The organism is Streptomyces sp. NPDC033216 (genome assembly GCF_055577115.1).
This window is the reverse complement of record NZ_JBVIQK010000002.1, coordinates 180,207-202,901: the sequence shown is the minus strand read 5'-3', so window position 1 is coordinate 202,901 and position 22,695 is coordinate 180,207. Positions and strand designations below refer to the sequence as shown.

Genomic DNA, 22,695 nt, shown 5'->3' with positions numbered 1-22,695 from the left:
ACGGGGGTGGGGAGGGGGACGGGACTTCCCGTCGCGTGCCAGGTACTTTCTCCGTCGTGCCCGCACCCCTGAAGCAGACCGCCCGGCGGACCCTGCTGGTCGCCTCCGCGACATTCGCCTCCCTCGCGCTGACCGCGCACGTGTCCGCGGCGGCGCCGAGCCCGTCGCCCTCGGCCCCGGCCGCCGGTTCGCCCTCCGCCACGCCTTCGGCCCGTCCGTCGGCCTCGGCTCCGGCCGCCGGCTCGCCGTCCGCTTCGGCTTCGGCTTCGGCTTCGGCTTCGAGCCGTCCGTCGGCCACTCCCCCGGCGACGATGTCGTCCCTGGGCGGCGCCCGCCTCGGGAAGGCCGGGACGCAGGTCCAGCTCGCCGGCGGGGCGCCGGTGCTGCCGAAGGACCTCACCGCGCGGTCCTGGATCGTCGCGGACGCCGAGTCCGGCGACGTGCTCGCCGCGCACAACGCGCACTGGCGGCTGCCCCCGGCGAGCACCATGAAGATGCTCTTCGCGGACACCCTCCTGCCGAAGTTCCCCAAGGCCACGCAGTACAAGGTCGGGCTGAAGGATCTGGAGGGGGTGGGCGCCGGCTCCAGCCTCGTCGGCATAAAGGAGGGCGAGACCTACTCGGTCCACGACCTGTGGCTCGGCGTCTTCCTGCGCTCCGGCAACGACGCCGTGCACGTCCTGTCGTCGATGAACGGCGGCGTCGCGGACACGGTCAAGCAGATGAACGACCACGCCGACGAGCTTCAGGCCCTCGACACCGACGTGGTCTCCCCCGACGGCTACGACGCCCCCGGCCAGGTCTCCTCGGCGTACGACCTGACGCTGATCGCCCGCTCCGGGCTCCAGAAGAAGGACTTCCGCGAGTACTGCTCGACGCTGACCGCGAAGTTCCCGGGCGCCACGACGAAGAACAAGAAGGGCAAGGCGGTCCGGGAGACCTTCGAGATCCAGAACACCAACCGCCTGCTGACCGGCGACTACGACATAAGCCAGTACCAGGGGATCGCGGGCGTCAAGAACGGCAACACCACCAACGCCGGCGCAACCTTCACCGGCGTGGCCGAGCGCAACGGGCGGGTGCTGCTCGTCACGGTGATGAACCCGGAGAAGGACGACCACAACGAGGTCTACAAGGAGACCGCCGCCCTGTTCGACTGGGGCTTCCAGGCGGTCGGCAAGGTGGCCCCGGTGGGCGAGCTGGTCCCGCCGCGAAGCGCCGCGCCGGCCGGCGCGCAGCCCGGCGCGGACTCCGGTGGCGGCGGGGAGGCCGGAGGCGTCGGCAACGTGTCCGACCTACCGGTGGCGGGCGCGGTCGCGAAGAACGGCTCCGGTGGCATCGGGGTCGCCATGGCGATCACCGGCGGGGTGCTGGCGCTGCTCGCCGGTGCCGCGTTCCTCGTCAACCGCCGCTGGCCGCTGCCGGATCTGGTGCGCCGCCGTCGCTGACCCCGTCCGCTGCGCGCGGGTCGGTGCCGGAGTCGGTGTCCTCGCTCCGCGTCGCGGTCCACGCGGCGCAGAACAGGACCAGTTTCGCGGTGAAGTTGATCCACAGCAGCAGGGCGATGGGGACGCCGAAGGCGCCGTACATGCTCTTCGCGGCCACCCCTTGCATATAGCCGCTGAGCAGCAGTTTCAGCAGCTCGAAACCGACGGCGCCGGTCAGCGCCGCCACCATCAGGCGGCGGCGCGGCGGCTCGACGCCCGGCAGCAGCGTCAGGACGTACAGCAGGAGCAGGAAGTCCGCGAGGACGGCGACGAGGAACGCGACGACACGCAGCAGGGTGCCGCCCCAGCCGGACTCGTCGATGCCCGCCTGCTCGATGATCCAGCCGACCATCGCGGAGGCGACGGTGGAGATGGCGAGGGTGACGAGGACGGCGCCGCCGAGTCCCAGGAGGATCCCCAGGTCCTTGGCCTTGCGCAGGACCGGGTTCTCCTCCTCGTCGGGCAGCTCCCACACCGCCCGCAGGCACTCGCGCGTCGAGCCCGCCCAGCCGACGCCGGTGAACAGCAGGGCGGCACCGGCGATGAGGCCGATGGTGCCCGCGTTCTGCACCAGGTCGTCGATGTTCAACCGGTCGGAGATGCCGGGCACCTGGTCGGTGATCCTGTCCTGGAGCTCCTTCTGCCGCTCGGGACCGAGGGTGGCGGCGCCGATCGTGGCGGCCACGGTGAGCAGGGGGAAGAGCGCGACGAAGCTGGTGAACGTCATCGCGGCCGCCAGCATCGTCCACTGCACCCGGTCGAGCCGCTCGTACGACCGCCACGCGTGCGTGGCGGTCAGGCGCGCGATCCACGGCCCGATTCCGGGGAGCTTCTTCAGCCAGTCCATGATCCGCTTCCGCCCTTGTCAGATCCGCGCGGTACTCCGGCGAGCACCCGTGCCGTCCGTCTACCCCGGAACCGCGCGACGGTGACCGACGGTGGGACGGCGCGTCACCAATCGGCCACCGCCAGCCCGTACATGAGGAGCCAGGCCAGACCGATCAGGGCGAGGGCGCGGTCGCCGAGGACGACCTCCTCGGGTTCGCCCGCGGTGCCGCGGTCGGCGAAGACGGCGTAGCGCAGGACGGCCAGGACGAAGGCGACCACGGACAGCTGGCGCCAGGGCAGCACGCTGGTGTGCGGGACGCCGCCCTCCTCCAGGGCCCACAGGCAGTAGCCGAGCACGGCGACCCCGGCCGCGAGCTGCCAGACGAAGCGCAGGTAGCCGGTGGTGTACTCGGTGAGCAGCGCGCGCGTGGCGCCCGCCGTCCCGGCCATCTGCACGGCCTCGGAGTAGCGCTTGGCCGACACCATGAACAGCGCCCCGAACCCGGTGGTGATCAGGAACCAGCGCGACAGCGGGATGCCGAGCGCGAGCCCGCCGACCATGGCCCGCATCAGGAAGCCGGTGGTGACGACGACGAGGTCGACGACGAGGACGTGCTTCAGGCTGACGCAGTACGCCAGTTGCATGCCCAGGTAGGCGGTGAGGAGCACGGCGACGGCCGGCGTGGCCAGCCAGGCCGCGGCGGCCGGCGCGAGGAGCGCGAGGGCGCCTCCGACGGCGTACGCGACGGGGACCGGGACCTGTCCGGCGGCGACCGGGCGGTGCCGTTTGGTGGGGTGGGCGCGGTCGGCCTCGGCGTCACGGGCGTCGTTGACGAGGTAGACGGCTGCGGCGCAGGCGGTGAACAGGACGATGACGAGCGCGAGTTCGGTGAGGGCGTGGACGGTGAACAGCTGTCCGGCCGCGGCGGGGGCGGCGACGACGAGGACGTTCTTCACCCACTGCTTGGGGCGGGCGGTGCGCAGCAGGCCGGCCGCCAGGGAGCCGGTGGGTGTCGCGTCGCCGGTGGGCGGGGTGGGGTCGGTGCCGGGATGGCGGCGGGTGCGCTGTCCGAGGAGGGCGGATTCCGGGGAGCGTGTCTCCGCACGGCGGTGGGTCTCGGCGAGGGGCGCGGCCTCAGTCATGGACGCCTCCCCGGACCCCGTGCGCGCCGGCCTTCACCCAGCGGGTGCCGACGCGCGCAGCGAGTGCTCCGAGGGCCGCCCCCGCGGCCACGTCGGAGGGGTAGTGCACCCCGACCACCAGGCGTGACAGGCACATCGCGGCGGCGAGCGGGGGCACGGCGTGCGCCCCGAGGGCGCCGTAGGCGACGGCGGCGGCCGCGGCCGAGGTCGCGTGCGAACTCGGGAAGGAGTGGCGTCCGACGGTGCGGACCAGGGGCTCGACGTGCGCGGGACGAGGCCGGCGCACGATCCGTTTCACGCCCATGCTGGCGAGGTGCGCACCCGCGGTGAGCGCGGTGGCGCGCAGCCAGGCGCCGCGCCGGGCGCCGTCGAGGGCGGCTCCCGCGAGGCCCGCCGCGAGCCACAGCGCTCCGTGCTCGCCCACCCAGGACAGGGCGCGGGCCGCGGCCGCCACGCGCGGATCGGCGCCACGGGCGTGGACCGCCGTGAGGACGCGGTGGTCGATGCCGGTCTCCATGCCGTCCGTGCGGTCCGTGCCGTCGATGCCGTCGATGCCGTCGATGCCGTCGATGTACTGCAAGTCGTCCATGTGGGTTCACTGTTCACGCCAGAAGGGCCGGAACTCCGGCAATATCGAGCGACATACCATTAATCACCCATTCCGGGGAGGATGGAATGTTTCAAAACTAATCGCTTCCAGAGGGGCGATACGGTCACCGACATGCCTGCCGAGACCGTTTCCGTCACGGGGTGGGGCCGCACCGCTCCCTCCACCGCCCGTCTGATCCGTCCCAGGACGTACGAGGAGGCCGTGAACGCCGTCCGGGGCTGCGGGGCACGCGGAGGCATCCCCCGCGGCCTGGGGCGGGCGTACGGAGACGCGGCGCAGAACGCCGGCGGGGCGGTGCTCGACATGACGGGCCTCGACCAGATCCACGCCATCGACGTGGCCGGCGGCAGCGTCCTGTGCGACGCGGGCGTCTCCCTGCACCACCTCATGGAGGTCCTGCTGCCGCTGGGCTGGTTCGTGCCGGTGACCCCCGGCACCCGCTATGTGACCGTCGGCGGGGCGATCGGCGCCGACATCCACGGCAAGAACCACCACGTGTCCGGCTCCTTCTCCCGGCACGTCGTGTCGCTGGAGCTGCTCACCGCCGACGGCACGGTCCGCACGGTCCGCCCCGGCACCGCGCTCTTCGACGCGACCGCGGGCGGCATGGGCCTGACCGGCGTGATCCTCACGGCGACCGTCCGGCTCCAGCCCGTCGAGACGACCCTCATGTCCGTCGACACCGAGCGCGCGACCGACCTCGACGACCTGATGGCCCGGCTGACCGCGACCGACCACCGCTACCGCTACTCGGTCGCCTGGATCGACCTGCTCGCCCGCGGCGCCGCCACCGGCCGCGCCGTCCTGACCCGCGGCGACCACGCCCCCCTCGCCGCGCTGCCCGCACGGGCACGCAACGCCCCGCTGTCCTTCCGCCCCGCCCGGCTCCCGGCCGCGCCCGCGTACGTCCCCGAGGGGCTGCTCACGCGCCGGACCGTGGGCCTGTTCAACGAACTGTGGTACCGCAGGGCGCCCCGCGCGCGTACCGGCGAACTCCAGCGACTGTCGGCCTTCTTCCACCCCCTCGACGGCGTCCCGCACTGGAACCGTGTCTACGGCCGCGCCGGCTTCGTGCAGTACCAGTTCGTCGTCGGCCACGGCCGGGAGGAGACCCTGCGCCGGATCGTGGCCCGCATCGCGCGGCGCCGCTGCCCGTCCTTCCTCGCCGTCCTCAAACGGTTCGGGGACGCCGACCCCGGCTGGCTGTCCTTCCCCGTGCCCGGCTGGACGCTGGCCCTGGACATCCCCGCGAACCTGCCCGGCCTCGGCGTCTTCCTCGACGAACTCGACGCGGAGGTCGCCGCCGCCGGCGGACGCGTCTACCTCGCCAAGGACTCCAGGCTGCGACCGGACCTGCTCGCCGCGATGTATCCGCGACTGGACGACTTCCGCGCCCTGCGCGCGGAGCTGGACCCCCGCGGGGTCTTCGTGTCCGACCTCGCTCGCCGACTCACCCTCTAGAACCCCCTCCAGAACCCAGGAGCAGTCGTGAAGGACGCCTTCGGCCTTCCCCAGTCCCTTCTCGTCCTAGGAGGCACGTCCGAGATCGCGCTCGCCACCGCGCGCCGTCTGCTCGCCCGCCGCACCCGCACGGTCTGGCTGGCCGGGCGTCCCACGCCCGCCCTTGAGTCGGCCGCCGCGGACCTGCGGGCCCTCGGCGCCGACGTGCGCACCGTCGCCTTCGACGCCCTCGACCCCGAGGCGCACGAGAGCGTGCTCGGCAAGGTGTTCGCGGAGGGCGACATCGACGTGGTGCTGCTCGCCTTCGGCCTGCTCGGCGACCAGGCCCACGACGAGCGCGACCCGGTGGCCGCCGTGCGCGTCGCGCAGACCAACTACACGGGCGCGGTGTCGGCGGGGCTGGTCGCGGCCCGCGCCCTCCAGGCCCAGGGCCACGGCTCCCTGGTCGTGCTGTCGTCCGTCGCCGCCGAGCGGGCCCGCCGTGCCAACTTCATCTACGGCTCCAGCAAGGCCGGCCTCGACGCCTTCGCCCAGGGGCTGGGCGACGCGCTGCACGGGACGGGCGTCCACGTCATGGTCGTACGCCCCGGCTTCGTCCGTACGAGGATGACCGCCGGGCTGGAGGAGGCGCCGCTGGCGACCACCCCCGAGGAGGTCGCGGCCGCCGTCGAACTGGGGCTGCGGCGGCGCTCGGAGACGGTGTGGGTGCCGGGGGTGCTGCGCCTGGTGATGTCGGGGCTGCGGCATCTGCCGCGCGGGCTGTTCCGCAGACTGCCCGTCTAGGCCCTCGCGTCCGGGTGGGCCGGGTCAGCGGGCGGGGAGGGAGCCGCGGTCCACATGGGCGGCCTGCGGGGGGACGACCGGACCGCCGAAGGCGTACTCGCGGAGCTTGCGCCAGATGCCGTCGGCGCCCTGCTCGTACAGGGCGAAGCCGGTGCAGGACCACTCGGCCCGGTAGTCGGCGAGTTCCTCGTACGCCCGGTCCATCGCCGCCTCGTCGATGCCGTGCGCCACCGTGACGTGCGGGTGGTAGGGGAACTGGAGGTCGCGGGCGACCGGCCCGGAGGCGTCACGGACCTGCTTCTGGAGCCAGGCGCAGGCGGAGGCGCCCTCGACCACCTGGACGTACACCACCGGGGACAGGGGCCGGAAGGTGCCGGTGCCGCACAGCCGCATCGGGAACGGGCGGCCGGCCTCGGCCACCGCGGTCAGGTGCGCCTCGACGGCCGGGAGGGCGCTGTCGTCGATCACCGTCGGCGGCAGCAGCGTGACATGCGTGGGGATACCGTGAGCCGCGGCGTCGCCGAAGCCCGCGCGCCGCTCCTGGAGCAGGCTGCCGTGAGGCTCCGGGACCGCGATCGACACGCCGATCGTTACGGTCCCCACGTCGTCTCCTTCGTCGCGTCGGATGTACCGGATGTGCCGGACACCGGCCCGGTGCCGGGTCCGCACTGGGTCGTACGGCTATCGACTGTACGGCCAGGGCCGCGCCGGGGGCAGGCGCGGCGGAAGTGATGTGCAGCGCTCTGCCCGGTGGAACGGGCGGGCGGTGGGGCGCCCTCAGTGCTTGGCGGGCAGGAAGCCCACCTTCTCGTACGTCTGGGACAGCGTCTCCGCGGCCACGGCGCGGGCCTTCTCGGCGCCCTTGGCCAGGATCGAGTCGAGCGTCTCGGGATCGTCCAGGTACTGCTGGGTGCGGTCCCGGAACGGCGTGACGAACTCGACGACGACCTCGGCGAGGTCCGTCTTGAGGGCGCCGTACAGCTTGCCCTCGTACTGCCGCTCCAGCTCCGGGACGGTGGTGCCGGTGAGGGTCGAGTAGATGCCGAGGAGGTTGCTCACGCCCGGCTTGTTCTCGGGGTCGAAGCGGACGACCGTGTCGGTGTCCGTGACCGCGCTCCTGACCTTCTTCGCGGTGGCCTTCGGCTCGTCCAGCAGGTTGATGAGGCCCTTCGGCGTGGACGCCGACTTGCTCATCTTGATCGACGGGTCCTGAAGGTCGTAGATCTTGCCCGTCTCCTTCGGGATGTACGGCTTCGGGATCGTGAAGGTCTCCCCGAAGCGGCCGTTGAAGCGCTCGGCGAGGTCACGGGTCAGCTCGATGTGCTGACGCTGGTCCTCGCCGACCGGCACCTCGTCGGCCTGGTACAGCAAGATGTCCGCGACCTGGAGGATCGGGTACGTGAACAGGCCGACCGAGGCGCGGTCGGCGCCCTGCCGGGCGGACTTGTCCTTGAACTGGGTCATGCGGGAGGCCTCGCCGAAGCCGGTGAGGCAGTTCATGACCCAGGCGAGCTGGGCGTGCTCGGGGACGTGGCTCTGCACGAACAGCGTGCACCGGTCCGGGTCGAGCCCGGCCGCGAGCAGCTGCGCGGCGGCCAGCCGGGTGTTGGCGGTCAGCTCCCCCGGGTCCTGCGGAACCGTGATCGCGTGCAGGTCGACGACCATGTAGAACGCGTCGTGGGACTCCTGGAGGGCCACCCACTGGCGGACGGCGCCGAGGTAGTTGCCGAGGTGGAACGAGCCTGCGGTGGGCTGGATTCCGGAGAGCACGCGGGGACGGTCATTCGCCATGCCCACCATTGTCTCAGAGCCGCGGAGGTGGTTTCGGAGGGCGGGGAGAGCGGGGGGCGCGTGGGCCGGTCGAGCCCGCGTGCGGTCGCCGCGGAGCGACACGGCCCCGCGCCCCCGGGCGTGCTGCCCCTGGGGGCGCGACGCCGGTCAGCCGAGGTCGATCTCCGGGTACAGCGGGAAGGCCGCCACCAGGTCGGTCGCGCGCCGGGAGATCTCGTCGGAGACCTTCTCGTCGAGCACGTGGGAGGCCTTCGACGGAGCGCCCGACTTCGTCGTGCCCGGCTCCGCCGTCGTCAGGACGCGGTCGATCAGGCCCGCGACCTCGTCCATCTCGGCCGTGCCGAGGCCCCGCGTGGTCAGTGCCGGGGTGCCGACACGGATGCCGGAGGTGTACCAGGCACCGTTGGGGTCGGCGGGGATGGCGTTGCGGTTGGTGACGATGCCCGAGTCGAGGAGTGCCGACTCGGCCTGGCGGCCGGTGAGGCCGTAGGACGTGGCGACGTCGATCAGGTTGAGGTGGTTGTCGGTGCCCCCGGTGACGAGGGTGGCGCCGCGCCGCGTCAGGCCCTCCGCCAGCGCCCGGGAGTTGTCGACGATGCGCTGGGCGTAGTCCTGGAAGGCGGGCTGTCGCGCCTCGGCCAGGGCCACCGCCTTCGCGGCCATGACGTGCGGGAGCGGGCCGCCGAGGACCATCGGGCAACCGCGGTCCACCTGGTCCTTGAGCGAGTCGTCGCACAGGACCATGCCGCCGCGCGGGCCGCGCAGCGACTTGTGGGTGGTGGTCGTGACGATCTGGGCGTGCGGGACCGGGTCGAAGTCGCCGGTCAGCACCTTGCCCGCGACCAGACCGGCGAAGTGCGCCATGTCGACCATCAGGGTCGCGCCCACCTCGTCGGCGATCTCCCGCATGATCCGGAAGTTCACCAGGCGGGGGTACGCGGAGTAGCCCGCCACGATGACGAGGGGCTTGAACTCGCGGGCCGAGGCACGCAGGGCGTCGTAGTCGATCAGGCCCGTCGCCGGGTCGGTGCCGTAGGAGCGCTGGTCGAACATCTTGCCGGAGATGTTGGGGCGGAAGCCGTGGGTGAGGTGGCCGCCGGCGTCCAGGGACATGCCCAGCATGCGCTGGTTGCCGAAGGCCCGGCGGAGTTCGGCCCAGTCGGCCTCGGAGAGGTCGTTGACCTGGCGGGCGCCGGTCCTCTCCAGGAAGGGCGCCTCCACCCGGTCGGCGAGGACGGCCCAGAAGGCGACCAGGTTGGCGTCGATGCCGGAGTGCGGCTGGACGTAGGCGTGGCGGGCGCCGAAGAGTTCGCGGGCGTGCTCGGCGGCGAGGGCCTCGACGGTGTCGACATTGCGGCAGCCGGCGTAGAAGCGGCGGCCGACGGTGCCCTCGGCGTACTTGTCGCTGAACCAGTTGCCCATCGCGAGGAGGGTGGCCGGGGAGGCGTAGTTCTCGGAGGCGATCAGCTTGAGCATCTCGCGCTGGTCGGCGACCTCCTGGCCGATCGCGTCGGCGACGCGCGGCTCGACGGCGCGGATCACGTCGAGGGCGGCGCGGAAGGCGGTGGACTCGGTGGAGAGGGGCTGCTGCTCTGACATGACGTCGGCCTCCGGGTGGCGTGGCGTGCAAGCGGTCACGGTCTCGGTCTGGCCCAGGCGCACGGCACTCGGTCACTCCAGGCCGCTCCCCGATGGTCCGTCCCATCCCAGCGCGCCAGTCACGGCCCTGCGGCCAGCCTACCGGGATCGCCGACCCCCGAAGGTGTCCGGTCCACCATGCGAGCGACGCCTGGAAGCGCCCGCGGCCGTGCCCCCTAGAGTCTCTCTCCGTGCTCTTCGGAATGGCGTGTGCCCTCGGTTCGGCCGTCTGCTTCGGCGCGGCGACGGTGTTGCAGGCGATGGCCGCGCGGGCGGTGGAACCGGGCCGGGACGGTGGGGCGGCGCTGTTCCTGCGGGCGGTGCGGCAGTGGCGGTTCCTCGCGGGCCTCGCCCTGGACGGGCTGGGGTTCCTGTTCCAGGTGGCCGCTTTGCGGTCGGTCCCGATCTACGCCGTCGGGGCGGCCCTCGCCGGAGGGGGACCGGGGCGGTCCGGCCGCGCTGAAGTACGCGCTGCTGGGGGTCGCCGTGGCGGTCCTGCTGCTGGGACCGGCCGCCGGGCGGCTGACCGAGCGGAGGCGGGCGGCGGTGCTCGGGCTGGGGGCCGGGCTCGGGTTCGGGGTCGTCGAGGTGGCCGTCCGGTTGATCGACTCCCTCGGCCCGGCGGACCTCGCCACGAACCCGGCGGTGTACGCGCTGCTGGTCGGCGGCGCGGCGGCGTTCCTGGCTTTGACCTCGGCGTTGCGGCGGGGTTCGGTGACGGCGGCCACCGCCGCCATGGTGATCGGCGAGACCATCGGACCGGCGACGGTGGGCGTGGTGTGGCTCGGCGACCGCACGCGGGAGGGCCTGGGCTGGCTGGCGGTGACGGGCTTCGCGGTGGCCGTGGCGGGAGCCCTTGCGTTGGCCCGCTTCGGGGAGGCGCCGGGGGGTGTCCCCCCGAAGGGGACTGCCGGCGGGGCGCCGGGGGGTGTCCCCGCGGAGGGTACTGCCGCGCTGGAGGCGTCACGGGGAGCCGACGGCTGACGGTCCGCCGGTCAGGGCAGCACCCTGCACAGGGCGTTCAGGGCTCCTGCCCAGGCGTGGTCCGGTGGGGTGCCATAGCCGACGACCAGGGCGTCCAGGGGAGCGGCTCGGGCCGATTCATGACGGAAGTAGGAGAGGCCGTGCAGGGCCAGGCCCTGCCAGGCCGCGGCCTGGATTACCGGCTGCTCGGTGCCGGACGGCAGGCCGACCACCGCGTGCAGGCCTGCCGCGATGCCGGCCACGTGGGCCTCGGGGGCGTGTTCGGCCAGGGCCGTGACCAGGGCGTCGCGGCGGCGGCGGTAGCGCAGGCGGGCCGAGCGGACGTGGCGGTCGTAGGCGCCGGAGGTGATGAACTCGGCCAGCGTCAGCTGGTCCAGTACGCCGCAGGTGTCGATGCCGCCCTTGGCGCCGGCGGCCTCCTCGGCGAGGCCGGGGGGCAGCACCGCCCAGCCGAGCCGCAGGGCGGGCGCCAGGGACTTGCTGGCGGTGCCCAGGTAGACGACGTGGTCGGGGTCGAGGCCCTGGAGGGCGCCGACGGGCTGGCGGTCGTAGCGGAACTCGCCGTCGTAGTCGTCCTCCAGGACCAGTCCGCCGGCGCGGCGCGCCCAGTCCACGATCGCGGCCCGCCGGTCGCGGTGCAGGGGGACGCCCATCGGGAACTGGTGCGCGGGGGTCAGCAGGACCGCCCCCGCGTCGCTCAATCCCTCCGGGTCGGTGCCGAGCCGGTCGAAGGGCAGCGGGACTGTCCGCAGCCCGGCCGCCCTCAGCTGCTGCTCGTGCGCGTCGAGGCCGTACGACTCCACGGCGACCGTGCGCACCCCGCGGGCGTGCAGGACCCTGCCGAGCACCTGGAGTCCGTGCGTGAACCCGGCGACGACCAGGACGCGTCCGGGGTCGGTGCGGACGCCGCGGGCGCGAGCGAGGTAGCCGGCGAGGACGGTGCGCAGTTCGACGCGGCCGCGCGGGTCGCCGTAGCCGAGGGCGTCGTTGGGGGCGGCGGCGAGGGCGCGGCGAGCGGCCCTGAGCCACTCGGCTCGCGGGAAGGAGGCCAGGTCGGGGGTGCCCGGGCGCAGGTCGTACACCGGACGGTGGTGTTGCCTGCGCGGGGCCGCGGCACCGGCCGACGCGACCACCGCGCGGTCCGCCACACGCGTTCCGGATCCCTGTCTCGCGGTCAGCCAGCCCTCGGCGACCAGATCGGCGTAGGCCTCGGCCACGGTGTTGCGGGCGACGCCGAGGTCGGCGGCGAGCGCGCGGGAGGAGGGCAGCCGGGTGCCGGGGGCCAGCCGGCCGCTGTGGACGGCTTGGCGCAGGGCGTCGGTCAGGCCGCGCCGCACGCCGGGACCGGTCGGTTCCAGGTGCAGGTCGATGCCCAGATTGGCCCAGGATTTCGCCATGGAAATGGACCATACCGGTGGGCAGCCTCGCTCGTAGGGTCGAGGCATGACGATCGAAGGCACGACGAACGCGACCGACGGCACGACGACCGTGGAATACGCCCCCGAGCACACCCCCCGCCTGGCCTGGGCCGAGCTGGCACCCGAGGTCTACAAGGCGATGGTCCGGCTGGACGCCGCCGCCCGGAAGGGCCTCGACGCGAAGCTGCTGGAGCTGGTGAAGGTCCGCGCCTCGCAGATCAACCGCTGCGCGCTCTGCGTGGACATGCACAGCAAGGACGCCCTGGCGGCCGGGGAGAGCGTCGAGCGGATCGTCCAGCTCAGCGCCTGGGAGGAGTCCGGGCACTTCTACACGGAGCGGGAGCTGGCGGCGCTGGCGCTCACCGAGGCGGTGACCGTCCTCACGGACGGGTTCGTGCCGGACGCGGTGTACGAGCGGGCCGCCAAGCACTTCGAGGAGGCGGAGCTGGCGCAGCTGATCGCCGCGATCACCGTGATCAACGCGTGGAACCGGTTCGGCGTGACCTGCCGGCTGGTGCCGGGGCACTACCAGCCGGGGCAGCACCGGTGATCCCCCGCACGGCGGACACCCGCGACGCGTTACCGGGAGGCACCCGATGGTGACCGAGGCCGACGCCTTCCGCGCCCTGCACCACGGGCGGCTGCCCGACGACCCGCTGGTCCTGCCGGGGCCGTGGGACGCGGCCAGCGCCCGTGCCCTCGCCGACGCCGGTTTCCCGGCGCTGGCCACGCCGAGCGCCGGGGTCGCCGCCTCGCTCGGCTACGCGGACGGGCACACACCGGCGGAGGAGATGTTCGCGGCGATCGCGCGGATCAGCCGGGCCGTGGACGTGCCCGTGTCGGCGGACGTCGAGGGCGGCTACGGCCTGCCGGCGAAGGAACTCGTCGAGCGGCTGCTGGAGGCCGGCGCGGTGGGCTGCAACCTGGAGGACTCCGACGGGGATGTCCTCAAGGACGCGGACGCCCACGCCGACTGGCTCGCCGAGGTGCGGTCGGCAGCCGCCGACCAGCTGTTCCTGAACGCGCGGATCGACACCTTCCTCCGGGGCGAGCCCGACCCGGCGCGGGCCATCGAGCGGGCCGCGCTGTACGTCGCGGCCGGCGCCGACTGCGTGTATCCGATCGGCGCCCCGACCGCCGTGCTGCCGCTGCTGCGGGCCGGGACGCAGGGGCCGGTCAATGTGTCAGCGCGGGTCGGCGAGGGCCCCTCGCCCGCCGAACTGGGCGAACTCGGGGCCACGCGCGTCACCTTCGGGCCGGGGATGCAGCGGCAGGCGACGGCAGCGGTCAGGCGGATCGCGGAGCGTCTGCGCGAGCGGCCCTGACCGCAACGGGGCTAGGACAGCCACGCGCGCCAGGTCGACTCGTGGCTGTCCACCCACCTCTTCGCCGCCTCCTCAGGGGTGAGCTTCTGGTCCGCGATCAGCAGGGAGACCATGTTCTGGTCCTCGGTGGTCCACTTGAACCTCTTCAGGAAGGCCGCCGCCTTGCCGCCGTTCCTCGCGAAGTCCGCGTTGAGGTACTTCTCCAGCGGGGTGTGCGGATAGCCGCAGGCGACCTTCCGCGGGTCGGCGTCGCAGCCCTCCTTGTACGGGGGCAGCTTCACCTCGGTCATCGGGACCTTCTCGAACAGCCACTGCGGGGCGTACCAGTAGGTCAGGAAGGGCTTCTTCTCCTCGGCGAACCGGCGGATCTGGGTGATCTGCGCGGCCTCGGAGCCGGCGAAGACGACCTGGTAGTCCAGGTCCAGGTTCTCCACGAGGGCCTTGTCGTTGGTGACGTACGACGGGGAGCCGTCCATCAGCTGGCCCTTGCCGCCGCTCTCCGCCGTGCGGAACCGCGAGGCGTACTTGTCGAGGTTCTTCCAGTCGGTGACGTCCGGGTGCGCCTCGGCGAAGTACGTGGGGACGTACCAGCCGATGTGTCCGGTGACGCCGAGGTCACCGCCGCGCGCGATGGTCCTCTTGTCGTCGACGTAGCGCTGTTCCTGCTCGGGGTGTCCCCAGTCCTCCATGATCGCGTCGACGCGGCCCTGGCTGAGGGCGTCCCAGGCGGGCACCTCGTCGACCTGGACGGTGTCGACGCGGTAGCCGAGTTCGTGCTCCAGGAGGTACCGGGCGACGGCCACGTTGGCCTGCGCGCCCACCCAGGACTGCACGGACAGGGTCACCGTCCTCGTGCCCCGGGCGTTGGCGAAGGGCGAGGCCTGCTCGGTCATGTCGGCGGCGCCGCAGCCGGTCAGCAGCAGCAGACCCGCCGCCGCGGCGGTCGTACGGAGTCGCATGTCAGGCTCCCTTCTTCGGATGCCGGACGGCCGGCTGGGTGACCCGGTCGAGCATCAGGCCGAGGCAGACGATCGCGGCGCCGGCCACCAGGCCGGTCGCCAGGTCGCCCTGGGCGAGGCCGAAGACGGCGTCGTAGCCGAGGGCTCCGCCGCCCACCAGGCCGCCGATGATGACGACGGCGAGGACCAGGACGACGCCCTGGTTGACGGCCAGGAGCAGCGCGGGCCGGGCCAGCGGGAGCTGGACCTGGCGCAGTTGCTGGCCGCCGGTCGCGCCGAGCGAACGGGCGGACTCCAGGGCGGCCGGGTCGACCTGGCGCAGTCCCTGGGTGGTGATGCGGACCACGGCCGGCAGTGCGTAGACGACGGCCGCGGCGACGGCCGGCGCCCGGCCGACGCCGAACAGGGCCACGACCGGGATCAGGTACACGAACTGCGGCATCGTCTGGAAGACGTCCAGGACGGGGCGCAGCAGCCGTTCGACGCGGTCGCTGCGGGCTGCCGCGACCCCGGTCGCGAAGCCCAGCACGAGGGTGACCGCGACCGCCGCGAGGACCTGCGACAGCGTGTCCAGGGACGGCTCCCACACCCCGAGCACACCGATCGCGGCCATCGCGAGGACGGCGGTCAGCGCGGTGCGCCAGGTGCCGATCAGCCAGGCGAGCGCGGCGACCAGCAGCAGCACCGACCACCAGGGCAGCCACTGGAGGCCGTCACGGACCGGGTCCAGGACCCAGGTGGTGAAGTGACCGGCCCAGTCGGCGGTGCCGCCGACGACGGGCACACCGGAGTAGAGGTGGTCGGTCATCCAGTCGACGGCACGGTTGACCGGTTCGGCGACGGCGACCGTCCACGCGTCCGGCCAGTCGAGCCGGCCGGCCAGCCGCACGGCGACGGCCACGGCCACGGTGGCGGCGAGCAGCGCGAGGGTGGTGCGGCGCCCGTGGGCCACCCCGGTGTCACGTCCGGCGGCGGCCGTCACCCGGTCGAGGACGACCGCCAGCAGCACGATGGGGATGCCGGCGGCGAGGGCCGCGCCCACGTCGACCGACGCCAGCGCCTGGTAGACGCGGTCCCCGAGGCCTCCGCCGCCGATCACCGACGCGATGACCGCCATCGACAGCGCCATCATGATCGTCTGGTTGAGCCCGAGGAGGAGTTCCCTGCGGGCCAGCGGGATACGGGCGGTCAGCAGGCGCTGGCGGGCGGTGGCGCCGAGCGACTCCACCGCCTCCAGGACCTCCTTGTCGGCGCCGCGCAGACCGAGCGAGGTGAGGCGGGCCATCGGCGGGGCGGCGTACACGACGGTGGCCAGGACGGCCGCCGGGACGCCGATGCCGAAGACCAGGACGACGGGGAGCAGGTAGGCGAAGGCCGGCAGCACCTGCATGGTGTCCAGGACGGGGCGCAGGGCCCGGTCCATGCGGTCCGAGAGGCCGGCGGCGAGGCCCAGGAGCCCACCGACGACGACGGACGCGAGGACGGCCACCACCATGAGGGCGAGGGTCTGCATGGTCGGCACCCACATGCCGAGCAGGCCGCAGGCCAGGAACGCGGACGCCGTGCCGAGCGCCAGCCGTACGCCCGCCGCCCGCCAGGCGACGAGCGCGCCCAGCGCGGTGACACCGGCCCAGCCCGCGGCCAGCAGGAACAGGTACACGGCGCGTACGGAGAGCACGACGGCGTTGCTGATGTGGCCGAAGAAGTAGAGGAACAGGGGGTGGCTGTCCCGGTTGTCGATGATCCAGTCGCTGACGTGGGTCAGCGGGTCGGTCAGGTCGACGGTGAGGGCGGCGGGCCAGGTTCCGCTGTGCCAGCGGGCGTGGGCGAGGGGGGCGAGGACCGCTGCCGCGAGGGCGAGGACGAGGAGTTTGCGGACGGCGCGGTTCTTCAGCGCGCCGGGGCGGGAGACCCGTGGGGCCGGTGCGGTGACCGCCGCCATCAGACCGCCTCCCCACGGGGTGCCGCCCCCGCCACGACCCCCAGCAGGTCGTTCGAGTCGACCACTCCCAGGCAGCGGCCCCTGTCCATGACGCGGGCCGGGGTGCCGGTGCGGGCGACCGCTTCGATGGCCTCGGAGACCGTGGCGTCGGGGGCGACGGCGGGGCCGTTGCCGGCTTCCTCCGGGGTCGCGGCGCGCATGGCCGTGCGGACGGTGAGTACCTGCTCGCGGGGCACGTCGCGGACGAACTCGCGGACGTAGTCGTCGGCGGGCGAGCCGACGATCTCCTCCGGGGTGCCGAGCTGGACGACGCGGCCGTCGCGCATCAGGGCGATGCGGTCGCCGAGCTTGAGCGCCTCGCTCAGGTCGTGGGTGATGAAGACCATCGTGCGGCCCTCCTCGCGGTGCAGGCGGATCACCTCCTCCTGCATGTCCCGCCGGATCAGCGGGTCGAGGGCGCTGAACGGCTCGTCGAAGAGGAGCACCTCCGGATCCACCGCCAACGCCCGCGCGAGACCCACCCGTTGGCGCTGGCCGCCGGAGAGCTGGCCCGGCCTGCGGTGTTCCATGCCCTCCAGGCCGACCTTGGCGACGACCTCGCGGGCCCGCTCTCGGCGCTCGGACCTGCCCACGCCCTGGATCTCCAGGCCGTAGGCCACGTTGTCGAGCACCGTGCGGTGCGGGAGCAGGCCGAAGTGCTGGAAGACCATCGCGGCCCGGTGGCGGCGGAGTTCACGCAGGCGGGCGCGGTCCATCGCGCGGACGTCCTCGCCGTCGACGGCGATGGAGCCGGCCGTCGGTTCGATCAGCCGGGTCAGGCAGCGCACGAGGGTGGACTTGCCGGAGCCGGACAGGCCCATCACGACGAAGACCTCGCCCTTGCGGATGTCGAAGGAGACGTCCCGGACGGCGGCCGTGCAGCCGGTGCGCGAGCGCAGCTCGGCGGCGGGGAGGGCGGCCAGCTCCGGGTCGTGGGGGACGCGTCCGGACTTGGGGCCGAAGACCTTCCAGAGGCCTTCGACGGAGAAGACGGGGGTGTGGGGGACCGTGGTCATCACGCACCGCCCCCGATCCGGCCCGCGGTCCGCCCGGCGGTCACGCCGTCCGTCCGCTCCGCGATCAGGTCGGCCGCCCGTTCCCCGAGCATCAGCACGCCGATCATCGGGTTGACCGCGGTCATGGTCGGGAACACCGACGCGTCGGCGATGCGCAGGCCGTCCAGGCCGCGGACGCGCAACCGCGGGTCGACGACGGCCAGTTCGTCGTCGGCCGCACCCATACGGCAGGTGCCCGCGGGGTGGTACACGGTGTGCGCGACCTTGCGGGCGTACTCGCTCAGCTCCTCGTCGCCCGTGATGTGCGGGCCGGGGGCCACCTCCCGCTTGAGCCAGCCGGCGAGCGGCTCGGTCTTCGCGATCTCGCGGGCGATCCTGATCCCGTCGACGAGGGTGCGGCCGTCGTAGTCGTCCTCGTCGGTGAAGTAGCGGAAGTCGAGGGCGGGCTTCACGGCGGGGTCCGGGCTGGTCAGGTACAGGCGGCCGCGGCTCCTCGGCTTGGGGATGTTGGGGGTCATCGAGACGCCGTGGGGCGGGCGTTCGTAGCCGAGGCGCTCCGGATTGTCCGTGAAGGGGATCTGGTAGAAGTGGAACATCAGGTCGGGGCCGGGGATGTCGGGGTCGCGGCGCACGAACAGGCCGGCGTCGGAGTCCATCGCGGAGTTCTCGGGGATCGGACCGTGCGTCTCCCACACGATCACCGACTCGGGGTGGTCGAGGAGGTTCTCGCCGACGCCGGGCAGGTCGTGGGCGACGGGGATGCCGAGGGCGTCCAGGTCGGCCTTGGGGCCGATGCCGGAGTGCAGGAGCAGGCGCGGCGAGTCGACGGCGCCCGCGCACAGCACGACCTCGTTGCGGGCCCGCACGACGAACTCCTCGCCGTCCCGCGCGCGTACGTGCACGCCCGTCGCCCGGGTGCCGTCCAGCTCCAGCCGGTACGCCCAGGTCTCCAGGAGGATGCGGAGGTTCGGGCGCTCGTCCATGACCGGATGCAGGTAGGCCACCGAGGCGCTGGAGCGCTTGTTGTCCTCGGGGTGGTAGGCGAGGTCGAAGAAGCCGGCGCCGTCGGTGAACGGCTGCCGGTTGAAGCCCTCGACGCGGGGTACCCCGAGTGCGGCCTGCGCGGCGTCGACGAAGTCGCGGGCGATGGCGTTCCGGTCCTTCTCGTCGACCGGGACGATGTTGTTCAGCAGGCGGGCGTAGTACTCCTCCATGGCGGACGCGCCCCAGCCGCGGGCGCCGGCCGCCTCCCACTCGTCCCAGTCGGAGGGGAGCGGCTTGAAGGCGATGAGGGTGTTGTGGGAGGAGCAGCCGCCGAGGACGCGGGCGCGGCTGTGCCGGATGTGGGAGTTGCCGCGCGGCTGTTCGGTGGTGGGGTAGTCGTAGTCGAGTTCGCCGCCGAGCAGGCCCATCCAGCGGCGCAGGGTGAGGACGTCGTCGCGGCCGACGTCGCTGGGGCCGCCCTCGATGACGGCGACGGTGACGTCGGGGTTCTCGGTGAGGCGGGCGGCTATGACGGAGCCGGCGGTGCCACCGCCGATCACGACGTAGTCGTAGACGTGGGGGGTCTCGGGCATGGGGGACTCCAGGGGGAGGGAGATCAAGCGCCGGGAGAGGGTGAGGGGGCGGGGGACGCCGGTCGGTACGGGTCAGCCCGCGAACCAGCGGACCGGCTTCGGTGCGAGGTTCTGGTAGACGTGTTTGGTCTCGCGGTACTCGGCGAGTCCGGCCGGGCCCAGTTCGCGGCCCACGCCGCTCCTGCCGAAGCCGCCCCACTCCGCCTGCGGGAGATAGGGGTGGAAGTCGTTGATCCAGACGGTGCCGTGGCGGAGCCGGCCGGCGACCCGGCGGGCGCGGCCCGCGTCGGTGGTCCAGACGGCGCCCGCGAGGCCGTACTCGGTGTCGTTGGCGAGGGCGACCGCCTCGTCCTCGGTGCGGAAGGTCTCGACGGTGAGGACGGGGCCGAAGACCTCCTCGCGGACGACACGCATCTCGCGGTGGCAGCGGTCGAGGACGGTCGGCTCGTAGAAGTAGCCGTTCTCCGGCCGCTGCGGGGAGGGGGCGGGGCGCTTGCCGCCGGAGCGCAGTACGGCGCCCTCGGCCAGCGCCGACTCGACGTACGCCTCGACCTTGGCGCGCTGCTGCGCGGAGACGAGGGGGCCGCACTCGACGCCGTCCTCGGTGCCGCGGCCGAGGCGGATCCGCCCGGCCCGGCGGGCGAGTTCGGTGACGAAGCGGTCCCGGAGGGACTCCTCGACGATGAGGCGTGCGCCGGCGGAGCAGACCTGGCCGCTGTGGATGAAGGCCGCGTTGAGAGCCTGGTCGACGGCGGTGTCGAAGCCGTCCTCGGTGGCGCAGGCGTCGGCGAAGACGATGTTGGGGTTCTTGCCGCCGAGTTCGAGGGCGACCTTCTTGACGCTCGGGGCGGCGGCCTGGGCGACCTTGGTGCCGCTGACCAGGCCACCGGTGAAGGAGACCAGGTCGACGTCGGGGTGCTCGGCGAGGCGGGCGCCGACCGAGTGGCCGGGGCCGGTGACGATGTTGGCGACACCGGCGGGCAGGCCCGCCTCGGCGAGCAGGTCGATGAGCGCGATCGTCGTCAGCGGGGTGATCTCGCTGGGCTTGACCACGAAGGTGTTGCCGGCGGCGAGCGCCGGGGCGATCTTCCAACTGGCCTGGAGGAGAGGGTAGTTCCAGGGGGTGATCAGCGCGCACACGCCGACAGGTTCGTGCACGACGACGCTGTGGACGTCGGGTGAGCCGGCGTCGACGACCCGGCCGGGGGCCTCCGCGGCGACGAGATCGGCGAAGTAGCGGAAGGCGTCGGCGACGCAGTCGATGTCGACGCGGCCCTCCTCGACCGTCTTGCCCGCGTCCCGGCTCTCCAGCAGGCCGAGTTTCTCGCGGTCGCGTACGAGGAGTTCGGCGACGCGGCGCAGCAGCGCGGCGCGCTCGGCGACGGGGGTGCGCGGCCACTCGCCGTGATCGAATGCCTGCCGGGCCGCCGCCACCGCGAGGTCGGTGTCCTTCTCGTCGCCCTCCGCGACCAGGGCGAACGGCAGGGCGTCCGCGGGGTCGAGGATCTCGCGCGTGGCGCCGGAGACGGCTTCACGCCATTCGCCGCCCGCGCAGATGGTCTTCCGCGCCTGGAGTTCTGTGCTGTCCGCCATGATCGGGGTTGCCTTCCGTTCCTGTTCGGTGCCGTTGGGTGACAACCGCGTCACCCATCGGGACCGTGAGCGCATGCCCTCCGCCCCTGATTGCATGCGCCATCCGTGGCCGAAAGTGCGCGACGTCACTGAGAATGCACGTCCTGGATCTGACGGACCGGCTGATCCTGTGCCGCGGCAACGCCGACTGGTTCCTGCGCGCCGCCCGGCAGACGCTCGACCGGCTGCGCGAGGCCCGGCGGTGGCGGCGGGTCGACGAGGCGATCGTCGTCGTCACCGAGATCGAGGGGCCCTCGGCCCGTCGGGTCCCGGCCGCACTCGCGGGCCGCCTCGGGATCAGCGTCGGCCAGGTGGTGCCGGTGCCCTTCGACAAGGCGCTCGGCTCGCCGCGGTTCCGGCAGCTGAGCCGGTTGCGGACCCCGACGCTGAACGCGTTCCTGGACCTGGCGGAGCGGATCACGGAAGGCGGGTAGGCGTCCGGCCCCGACGCACCGATCCCCGGGCGGCCGGTGCCGCCCGGGGATCGGGGAGTTCGGGGGTTCAGCGAGCCGTGGCTCAGATGAGGCCGAGTGCGCGGACCGCGTCGCGCTCCTCAGCCAGCTCCTGCACGGAGGCGTCGATGCGGGCGCGGGAGAACTCGTTGACGTCCAGGCCCTGGACGATCTCGTACGCGCCGTTCCTGGTGGTGACGGGGAAGGAGGAGATGAGGCCCTCCGGGACGCCGTAGGAACCGTCGGACGGGACGCCCATGGAGGCCCAGTCGCCCTCGGCGGTGCCGTTGACCCACGTGTACACGTGGTCGATGGCCGCGTTGGCGGCGGAGGCGGCGGAGGACGCGCCACGCGCCTCGATGATCGCCGCACCGCGCTTGGCGACGGTCGGGATGAAGTCCTCGGCCAGCCACTTCTCGTCGTTGACGACCTCGGCGGCGTTCTTGCCCGCGATGGTGGCGTGGAAGATGTCCGGGTACTGGGTGGCGGAGTGGTTGCCCCAGATCGTCAGTCGCTTGATGTCGGCGACGGTGGAGCCCGTCTTCTTCGCCAGCTGGGTCAGCGCGCGGTTGTGGTCGAGGCGGGTCATCGCGGTGAAGCGCTCGGCCGGTACGTCCGGGGCGGCGGCCTGGGCGATCAGGGCGTTGGTGTTGGCCGGGTTGCCGACGACGAGGACCTTGATGTCGTCCGCGGCGTGGTCGTTGATGGCCTTGCCCTGCGGCTTGAAGATGCCGCCGTTGGCCTCCAGGAGGTCACCGCGCTCCATGCCCTTGGTGCGCGGGCGGGCGCCCACGAGAAGGGCGACGTTGGCGCCGTCGAAGGCGACGTTCGGGTCGTCGGTGATGTCGATCCCCTGGAGCAGCGGGAACGCGCAGTCGTCCAGCTCCATGGCCGTGCCCTCGGCGGCCTTCAGCGCGGGCGTGATCTCCAGGAGGCGCAGCTTGACCGGCACGTCCGCGCCGAGCAGCTGGCCGGAGGCGATGCGGAAGAGCAGTGCGTAACCGATCTGGCCGGCCGCGCCGGTGACGGTGACGTTCACGGGAGTGCGGGTCATGGCGTTCTCCGTATGACAGCTGGCGGTGGGGCGTCCCTGCCCCGGACGTTTGATCGATCTCTTGGCATCAAGAGATCGATCCAGCGGTCAGGCTATCGCGCATCCGGCATGCCGTACGTCCAGGGTTGTGTGGCCCGTCCCACAGAGTGACACCGGGTTGCGGTTCGCGCACGGCTTCGCGGGCGCGCCGCCCGGAACAGGAAAAGGCGGGCGCGCCGCCCCGGACGGGAAAAGGCGGCCGCCGGTTTGGGAGAGGGGGGAACCGAGCGGCCGCCGGTGGGATGCCGGGTCGTGCCGGACTCCCGTGGGGTCACGGTTCGCGTGCCCAGAAGCGGAGCGGGGTATTCCTGCACGCGGGGGGTTTCCCGCGCGGTTCGGCCGACCGCCCGAGCGGTTCCGCCGACCGGCCGCCCGGGCGGTACCGGTCGATCGAATTCCGTGCGGTTCCGCGGCCCGGGGGGGGGGGGGGGGGGGGGGGGGGGGGGGGGGGGGGGGGGGGGGGGGAGGGAAGGGGGGGGGGGGTGGCTGCGTGGTGCCCTCGCAATCGTCTGACCGC

General features: G+C 73.1%; 19 protein-coding genes, 1 pseudogene and 1 riboswitch. Of the genes and pseudogenes, 7 read left to right on the top strand and 13 right to left on the bottom strand.

The window, feature by feature from the left end; all coding sequences use genetic code 11:
• Positions 1-56 precede the first annotated feature (56 nt).
• A complete protein-coding gene (locus ACZ5Y0_RS04365; protein WP_469127096.1) occupies positions 57-1,448 on the top strand; it encodes a D-alanyl-D-alanine carboxypeptidase family protein in 1,392 nt (463 codons plus the stop codon).
• On the opposite strand, the gene ACZ5Y0_RS04360 is transcribed toward ACZ5Y0_RS04365, so the two are convergent.
• The 3 genes from ACZ5Y0_RS04360 to ACZ5Y0_RS04350 form a co-directional block, all read right to left on the bottom strand.
• The gene (locus tag ACZ5Y0_RS04360; protein WP_469127095.1) at positions 1,402-2,334 is read right to left on the bottom strand and encodes a YihY/virulence factor BrkB family protein; all 933 of its coding nucleotides are present in this window, start codon (positions 2,332-2,334) and stop codon (positions 1,402-1,404) included. The two genes, ACZ5Y0_RS04365 and ACZ5Y0_RS04360, sit on opposite strands and share 47 nt — an antisense overlap.
• A 104-nt stretch (positions 2,335-2,438) precedes the next feature.
• Positions 2,439-3,458, bottom strand: coding sequence for a decaprenyl-phosphate phosphoribosyltransferase (locus tag ACZ5Y0_RS04355; RefSeq protein ID WP_469127094.1), 1,020 nt, complete (start codon positions 3,456-3,458; stop codon positions 2,439-2,441).
• Entirely contained in the window at positions 3,451-3,975 is a 525-nt protein-coding gene (locus ACZ5Y0_RS04350; RefSeq protein WP_469127499.1) for a phosphatase PAP2 family protein, read from the bottom strand. Before ACZ5Y0_RS04350 ends, ACZ5Y0_RS04355 begins: the two co-directional genes overlap by 8 nt.
• A gap of 204 nt (positions 3,976-4,179) precedes the next feature.
• Here ACZ5Y0_RS04350 and ACZ5Y0_RS04345 point away from each other — a divergent pair, with 204 nt between their 5' ends.
• Together ACZ5Y0_RS04345 and ACZ5Y0_RS04340 are read left to right on the top strand one after the other, a co-directional pair.
• Entirely contained in the window at positions 4,180-5,529 is a 1,350-nt protein-coding gene (locus ACZ5Y0_RS04345) for an FAD-binding protein (protein ID WP_469127093.1), read from the top strand.
• A 27-nt stretch (positions 5,530-5,556) separates the two neighbouring features.
• Entirely contained in the window at positions 5,557-6,312 is a 756-nt protein-coding gene (locus ACZ5Y0_RS04340) for a decaprenylphospho-beta-D-erythro-pentofuranosid-2-ulose 2-reductase (protein ID WP_469127092.1), read from the top strand.
• 24 nt (positions 6,313-6,336) lie between these two features.
• Here the strand turns inward: ACZ5Y0_RS04340 and ACZ5Y0_RS04335 are convergent, their stop codons facing one another.
• The 3 genes from ACZ5Y0_RS04335 to ACZ5Y0_RS04325 all read right to left on the bottom strand — a co-directional run bounded on the left by ACZ5Y0_RS04335 (position 6,337) and on the right by ACZ5Y0_RS04325 (position 9,702).
• Positions 6,337-6,915 (bottom strand): 2'-5' RNA ligase family protein, encoded by a 579-nt coding sequence (locus ACZ5Y0_RS04335; protein WP_469127091.1) that lies wholly within the window; start codon positions 6,913-6,915, stop codon positions 6,337-6,339.
• Positions 6,916-7,089: 174 nt separating this feature from the next.
• The gene (gene trpS / locus ACZ5Y0_RS04330; RefSeq protein ID WP_469127090.1) at positions 7,090-8,103 is read right to left on the bottom strand and encodes a tryptophan--tRNA ligase; all 1,014 of its coding nucleotides are present in this window, start codon (positions 8,101-8,103) and stop codon (positions 7,090-7,092) included.
• A 147-nt stretch (positions 8,104-8,250) separates the two neighbouring features.
• Positions 8,251-9,702, bottom strand: a complete 1,452-nt coding sequence (locus tag ACZ5Y0_RS04325; RefSeq protein ID WP_469127089.1) for a glycine hydroxymethyltransferase — start codon at positions 9,700-9,702, stop codon at positions 8,251-8,253.
• A 44-nt stretch (positions 9,703-9,746) separates the two neighbouring features.
• Positions 9,747-9,835, bottom strand: a riboswitch (ZMP/ZTP riboswitch).
• A 109-nt stretch (positions 9,836-9,944) separates the two neighbouring features.
• On the opposite strand from ACZ5Y0_RS04325, the pseudogene ACZ5Y0_RS04320 reads away from it, so the two are divergent.
• Positions 9,945-10,725: pseudogene (locus ACZ5Y0_RS04320) on the top strand (hypothetical protein).
• Between the two features lie 11 nt (positions 10,726-10,736).
• On the opposite strand, the gene pdxR reads toward ACZ5Y0_RS04320, so the two are convergent.
• Positions 10,737-12,122 (bottom strand): MocR-like pyridoxine biosynthesis transcription factor PdxR, encoded by a 1,386-nt coding sequence (gene pdxR, locus ACZ5Y0_RS04315; protein ID WP_469127088.1) that lies wholly within the window; start codon positions 12,120-12,122, stop codon positions 10,737-10,739.
• A 46-nt stretch (positions 12,123-12,168) separates the two neighbouring features.
• On the opposite strand from pdxR, the gene ACZ5Y0_RS04310 reads away from it, so the two are divergent.
• Both ACZ5Y0_RS04310 and ACZ5Y0_RS04305 read left to right on the top strand, forming a co-directional pair.
• Positions 12,169-12,693, top strand: coding sequence for a carboxymuconolactone decarboxylase family protein (locus ACZ5Y0_RS04310; protein WP_469127087.1), 525 nt, complete (start codon positions 12,169-12,171; stop codon positions 12,691-12,693).
• A 46-nt stretch (positions 12,694-12,739) separates the two neighbouring features.
• Positions 12,740-13,468 (top strand): isocitrate lyase/PEP mutase family protein, encoded by a 729-nt coding sequence (locus tag ACZ5Y0_RS04305; RefSeq protein ID WP_469127086.1) that lies wholly within the window; start codon positions 12,740-12,742, stop codon positions 13,466-13,468.
• An 11-nt stretch (positions 13,469-13,479) separates the two neighbouring features.
• Here ACZ5Y0_RS04305 and ACZ5Y0_RS04300 read toward each other — a convergent pair whose 3' ends face one another.
• The 5 genes from ACZ5Y0_RS04300 to ACZ5Y0_RS04280 form a co-directional block, all read right to left on the bottom strand.
• Positions 13,480-14,427 carry an ABC transporter substrate-binding protein gene (locus ACZ5Y0_RS04300; RefSeq protein WP_469127085.1) on the bottom strand — a complete coding sequence of 316 codons (948 nt, stop codon included), beginning with the start codon at positions 14,425-14,427 and terminating at the stop codon, positions 13,480-13,482.
• A 1-nt stretch (position 14,428) separates the two neighbouring features.
• On the bottom strand, positions 14,429-16,369 hold the full coding sequence (locus ACZ5Y0_RS04295; protein WP_469127084.1) for an ABC transporter permease: 1,941 nt from the start codon (positions 16,367-16,369) through the stop codon (positions 14,429-14,431).
• Positions 16,369-17,424: a quaternary amine ABC transporter ATP-binding protein gene (locus tag ACZ5Y0_RS04290; RefSeq protein ID WP_469127083.1), complete on the bottom strand. Its 1,056-nt coding sequence runs from the start codon at positions 17,422-17,424 to the stop codon at positions 16,369-16,371. The genes ACZ5Y0_RS04295 and ACZ5Y0_RS04290 overlap by 1 nt, the downstream gene beginning before the upstream one ends.
• A complete protein-coding gene (locus tag ACZ5Y0_RS04285; protein WP_469127082.1) occupies positions 17,424-19,001 on the bottom strand; it encodes a GMC family oxidoreductase in 1,578 nt (525 codons plus the stop codon). Before ACZ5Y0_RS04285 ends, ACZ5Y0_RS04290 begins: the two co-directional genes overlap by 1 nt.
• A 72-nt stretch (positions 19,002-19,073) precedes the next feature.
• The gene (locus ACZ5Y0_RS04280) at positions 19,074-20,594 is read right to left on the bottom strand and encodes an aldehyde dehydrogenase family protein (protein ID WP_469127081.1); all 1,521 of its coding nucleotides are present in this window, start codon (positions 20,592-20,594) and stop codon (positions 19,074-19,076) included.
• Between the two features lie 134 nt (positions 20,595-20,728).
• Between ACZ5Y0_RS04280 and ACZ5Y0_RS04275 the strand changes: the two genes are divergently transcribed.
• A complete protein-coding gene (locus ACZ5Y0_RS04275; protein WP_469127080.1) occupies positions 20,729-21,067 on the top strand; it encodes a hypothetical protein in 339 nt (112 codons plus the stop codon).
• Between the two features lie 82 nt (positions 21,068-21,149).
• Here ACZ5Y0_RS04275 and ACZ5Y0_RS04270 read toward each other — a convergent pair whose 3' ends face one another.
• A complete protein-coding gene (locus ACZ5Y0_RS04270) occupies positions 21,150-22,139 on the bottom strand; it encodes a malate dehydrogenase (RefSeq protein ID WP_469127079.1) in 990 nt (329 codons plus the stop codon).
• Between the last annotated feature and the right edge of the window lie 556 nt (positions 22,140-22,695).

What these genes read in the sequence shown, in the direction of transcription:
- trpS (WP_469127090.1), bottom strand. Translation starts at nt 8,103, where the DNA reads ATGGCGAATGACCGTCCCCGCGTGCTCTCCGGAATCCAGCCCACCGCA.
- ACZ5Y0_RS04325 (WP_469127089.1), bottom strand. Translation starts at nt 9,702, where the DNA reads ATGTCAGAGCAGCAGCCCCTCTCCACCGAGTCCACCGCCTTCCGCGCC.
- ACZ5Y0_RS04360 (WP_469127095.1), bottom strand. Translation starts at nt 2,334, where the DNA reads ATGGACTGGCTGAAGAAGCTCCCCGGAATCGGGCCGTGGATCGCGCGC.
- ACZ5Y0_RS04355 (WP_469127094.1), bottom strand. Translation starts at nt 3,458, where the DNA reads ATGACTGAGGCCGCGCCCCTCGCCGAGACCCACCGCCGTGCGGAGACA.
- ACZ5Y0_RS04280 (WP_469127081.1), bottom strand. Translation starts at nt 20,594, where the DNA reads ATGGCGGACAGCACAGAACTCCAGGCGCGGAAGACCATCTGCGCGGGC.
- ACZ5Y0_RS04310 (WP_469127087.1), top strand. Translation starts at nt 12,169, where the DNA reads ATGACGATCGAAGGCACGACGAACGCGACCGACGGCACGACGACCGTG.
- ACZ5Y0_RS04275 (WP_469127080.1), top strand. Translation starts at nt 20,729, where the DNA reads ATGCACGTCCTGGATCTGACGGACCGGCTGATCCTGTGCCGCGGCAAC.
- ACZ5Y0_RS04270 (WP_469127079.1), bottom strand. Translation starts at nt 22,139, where the DNA reads ATGACCCGCACTCCCGTGAACGTCACCGTCACCGGCGCGGCCGGCCAG.
- ACZ5Y0_RS04285 (WP_469127082.1), bottom strand. Translation starts at nt 19,001, where the DNA reads ATGCCCGAGACCCCCCACGTCTACGACTACGTCGTGATCGGCGGTGGC.
- pdxR (WP_469127088.1), bottom strand. Translation starts at nt 12,122, where the DNA reads ATGGCGAAATCCTGGGCCAATCTGGGCATCGACCTGCACCTGGAACCG.
- ACZ5Y0_RS04290 (WP_469127083.1), bottom strand. Translation starts at nt 17,424, where the DNA reads ATGACCACGGTCCCCCACACCCCCGTCTTCTCCGTCGAAGGCCTCTGG.
- ACZ5Y0_RS04345 (WP_469127093.1), top strand. Translation starts at nt 4,180, where the DNA reads ATGCCTGCCGAGACCGTTTCCGTCACGGGGTGGGGCCGCACCGCTCCC.
- ACZ5Y0_RS04350 (WP_469127499.1), bottom strand. Translation starts at nt 3,975, where the DNA reads ATGGAGACCGGCATCGACCACCGCGTCCTCACGGCGGTCCACGCCCGT.
- ACZ5Y0_RS04295 (WP_469127084.1), bottom strand. Translation starts at nt 16,369, where the DNA reads ATGGCGGCGGTCACCGCACCGGCCCCACGGGTCTCCCGCCCCGGCGCG.
- ACZ5Y0_RS04300 (WP_469127085.1), bottom strand. Translation starts at nt 14,427, where the DNA reads ATGCGACTCCGTACGACCGCCGCGGCGGCGGGTCTGCTGCTGCTGACC.
- ACZ5Y0_RS04305 (WP_469127086.1), top strand. Translation starts at nt 12,740, where the DNA reads ATGGTGACCGAGGCCGACGCCTTCCGCGCCCTGCACCACGGGCGGCTG.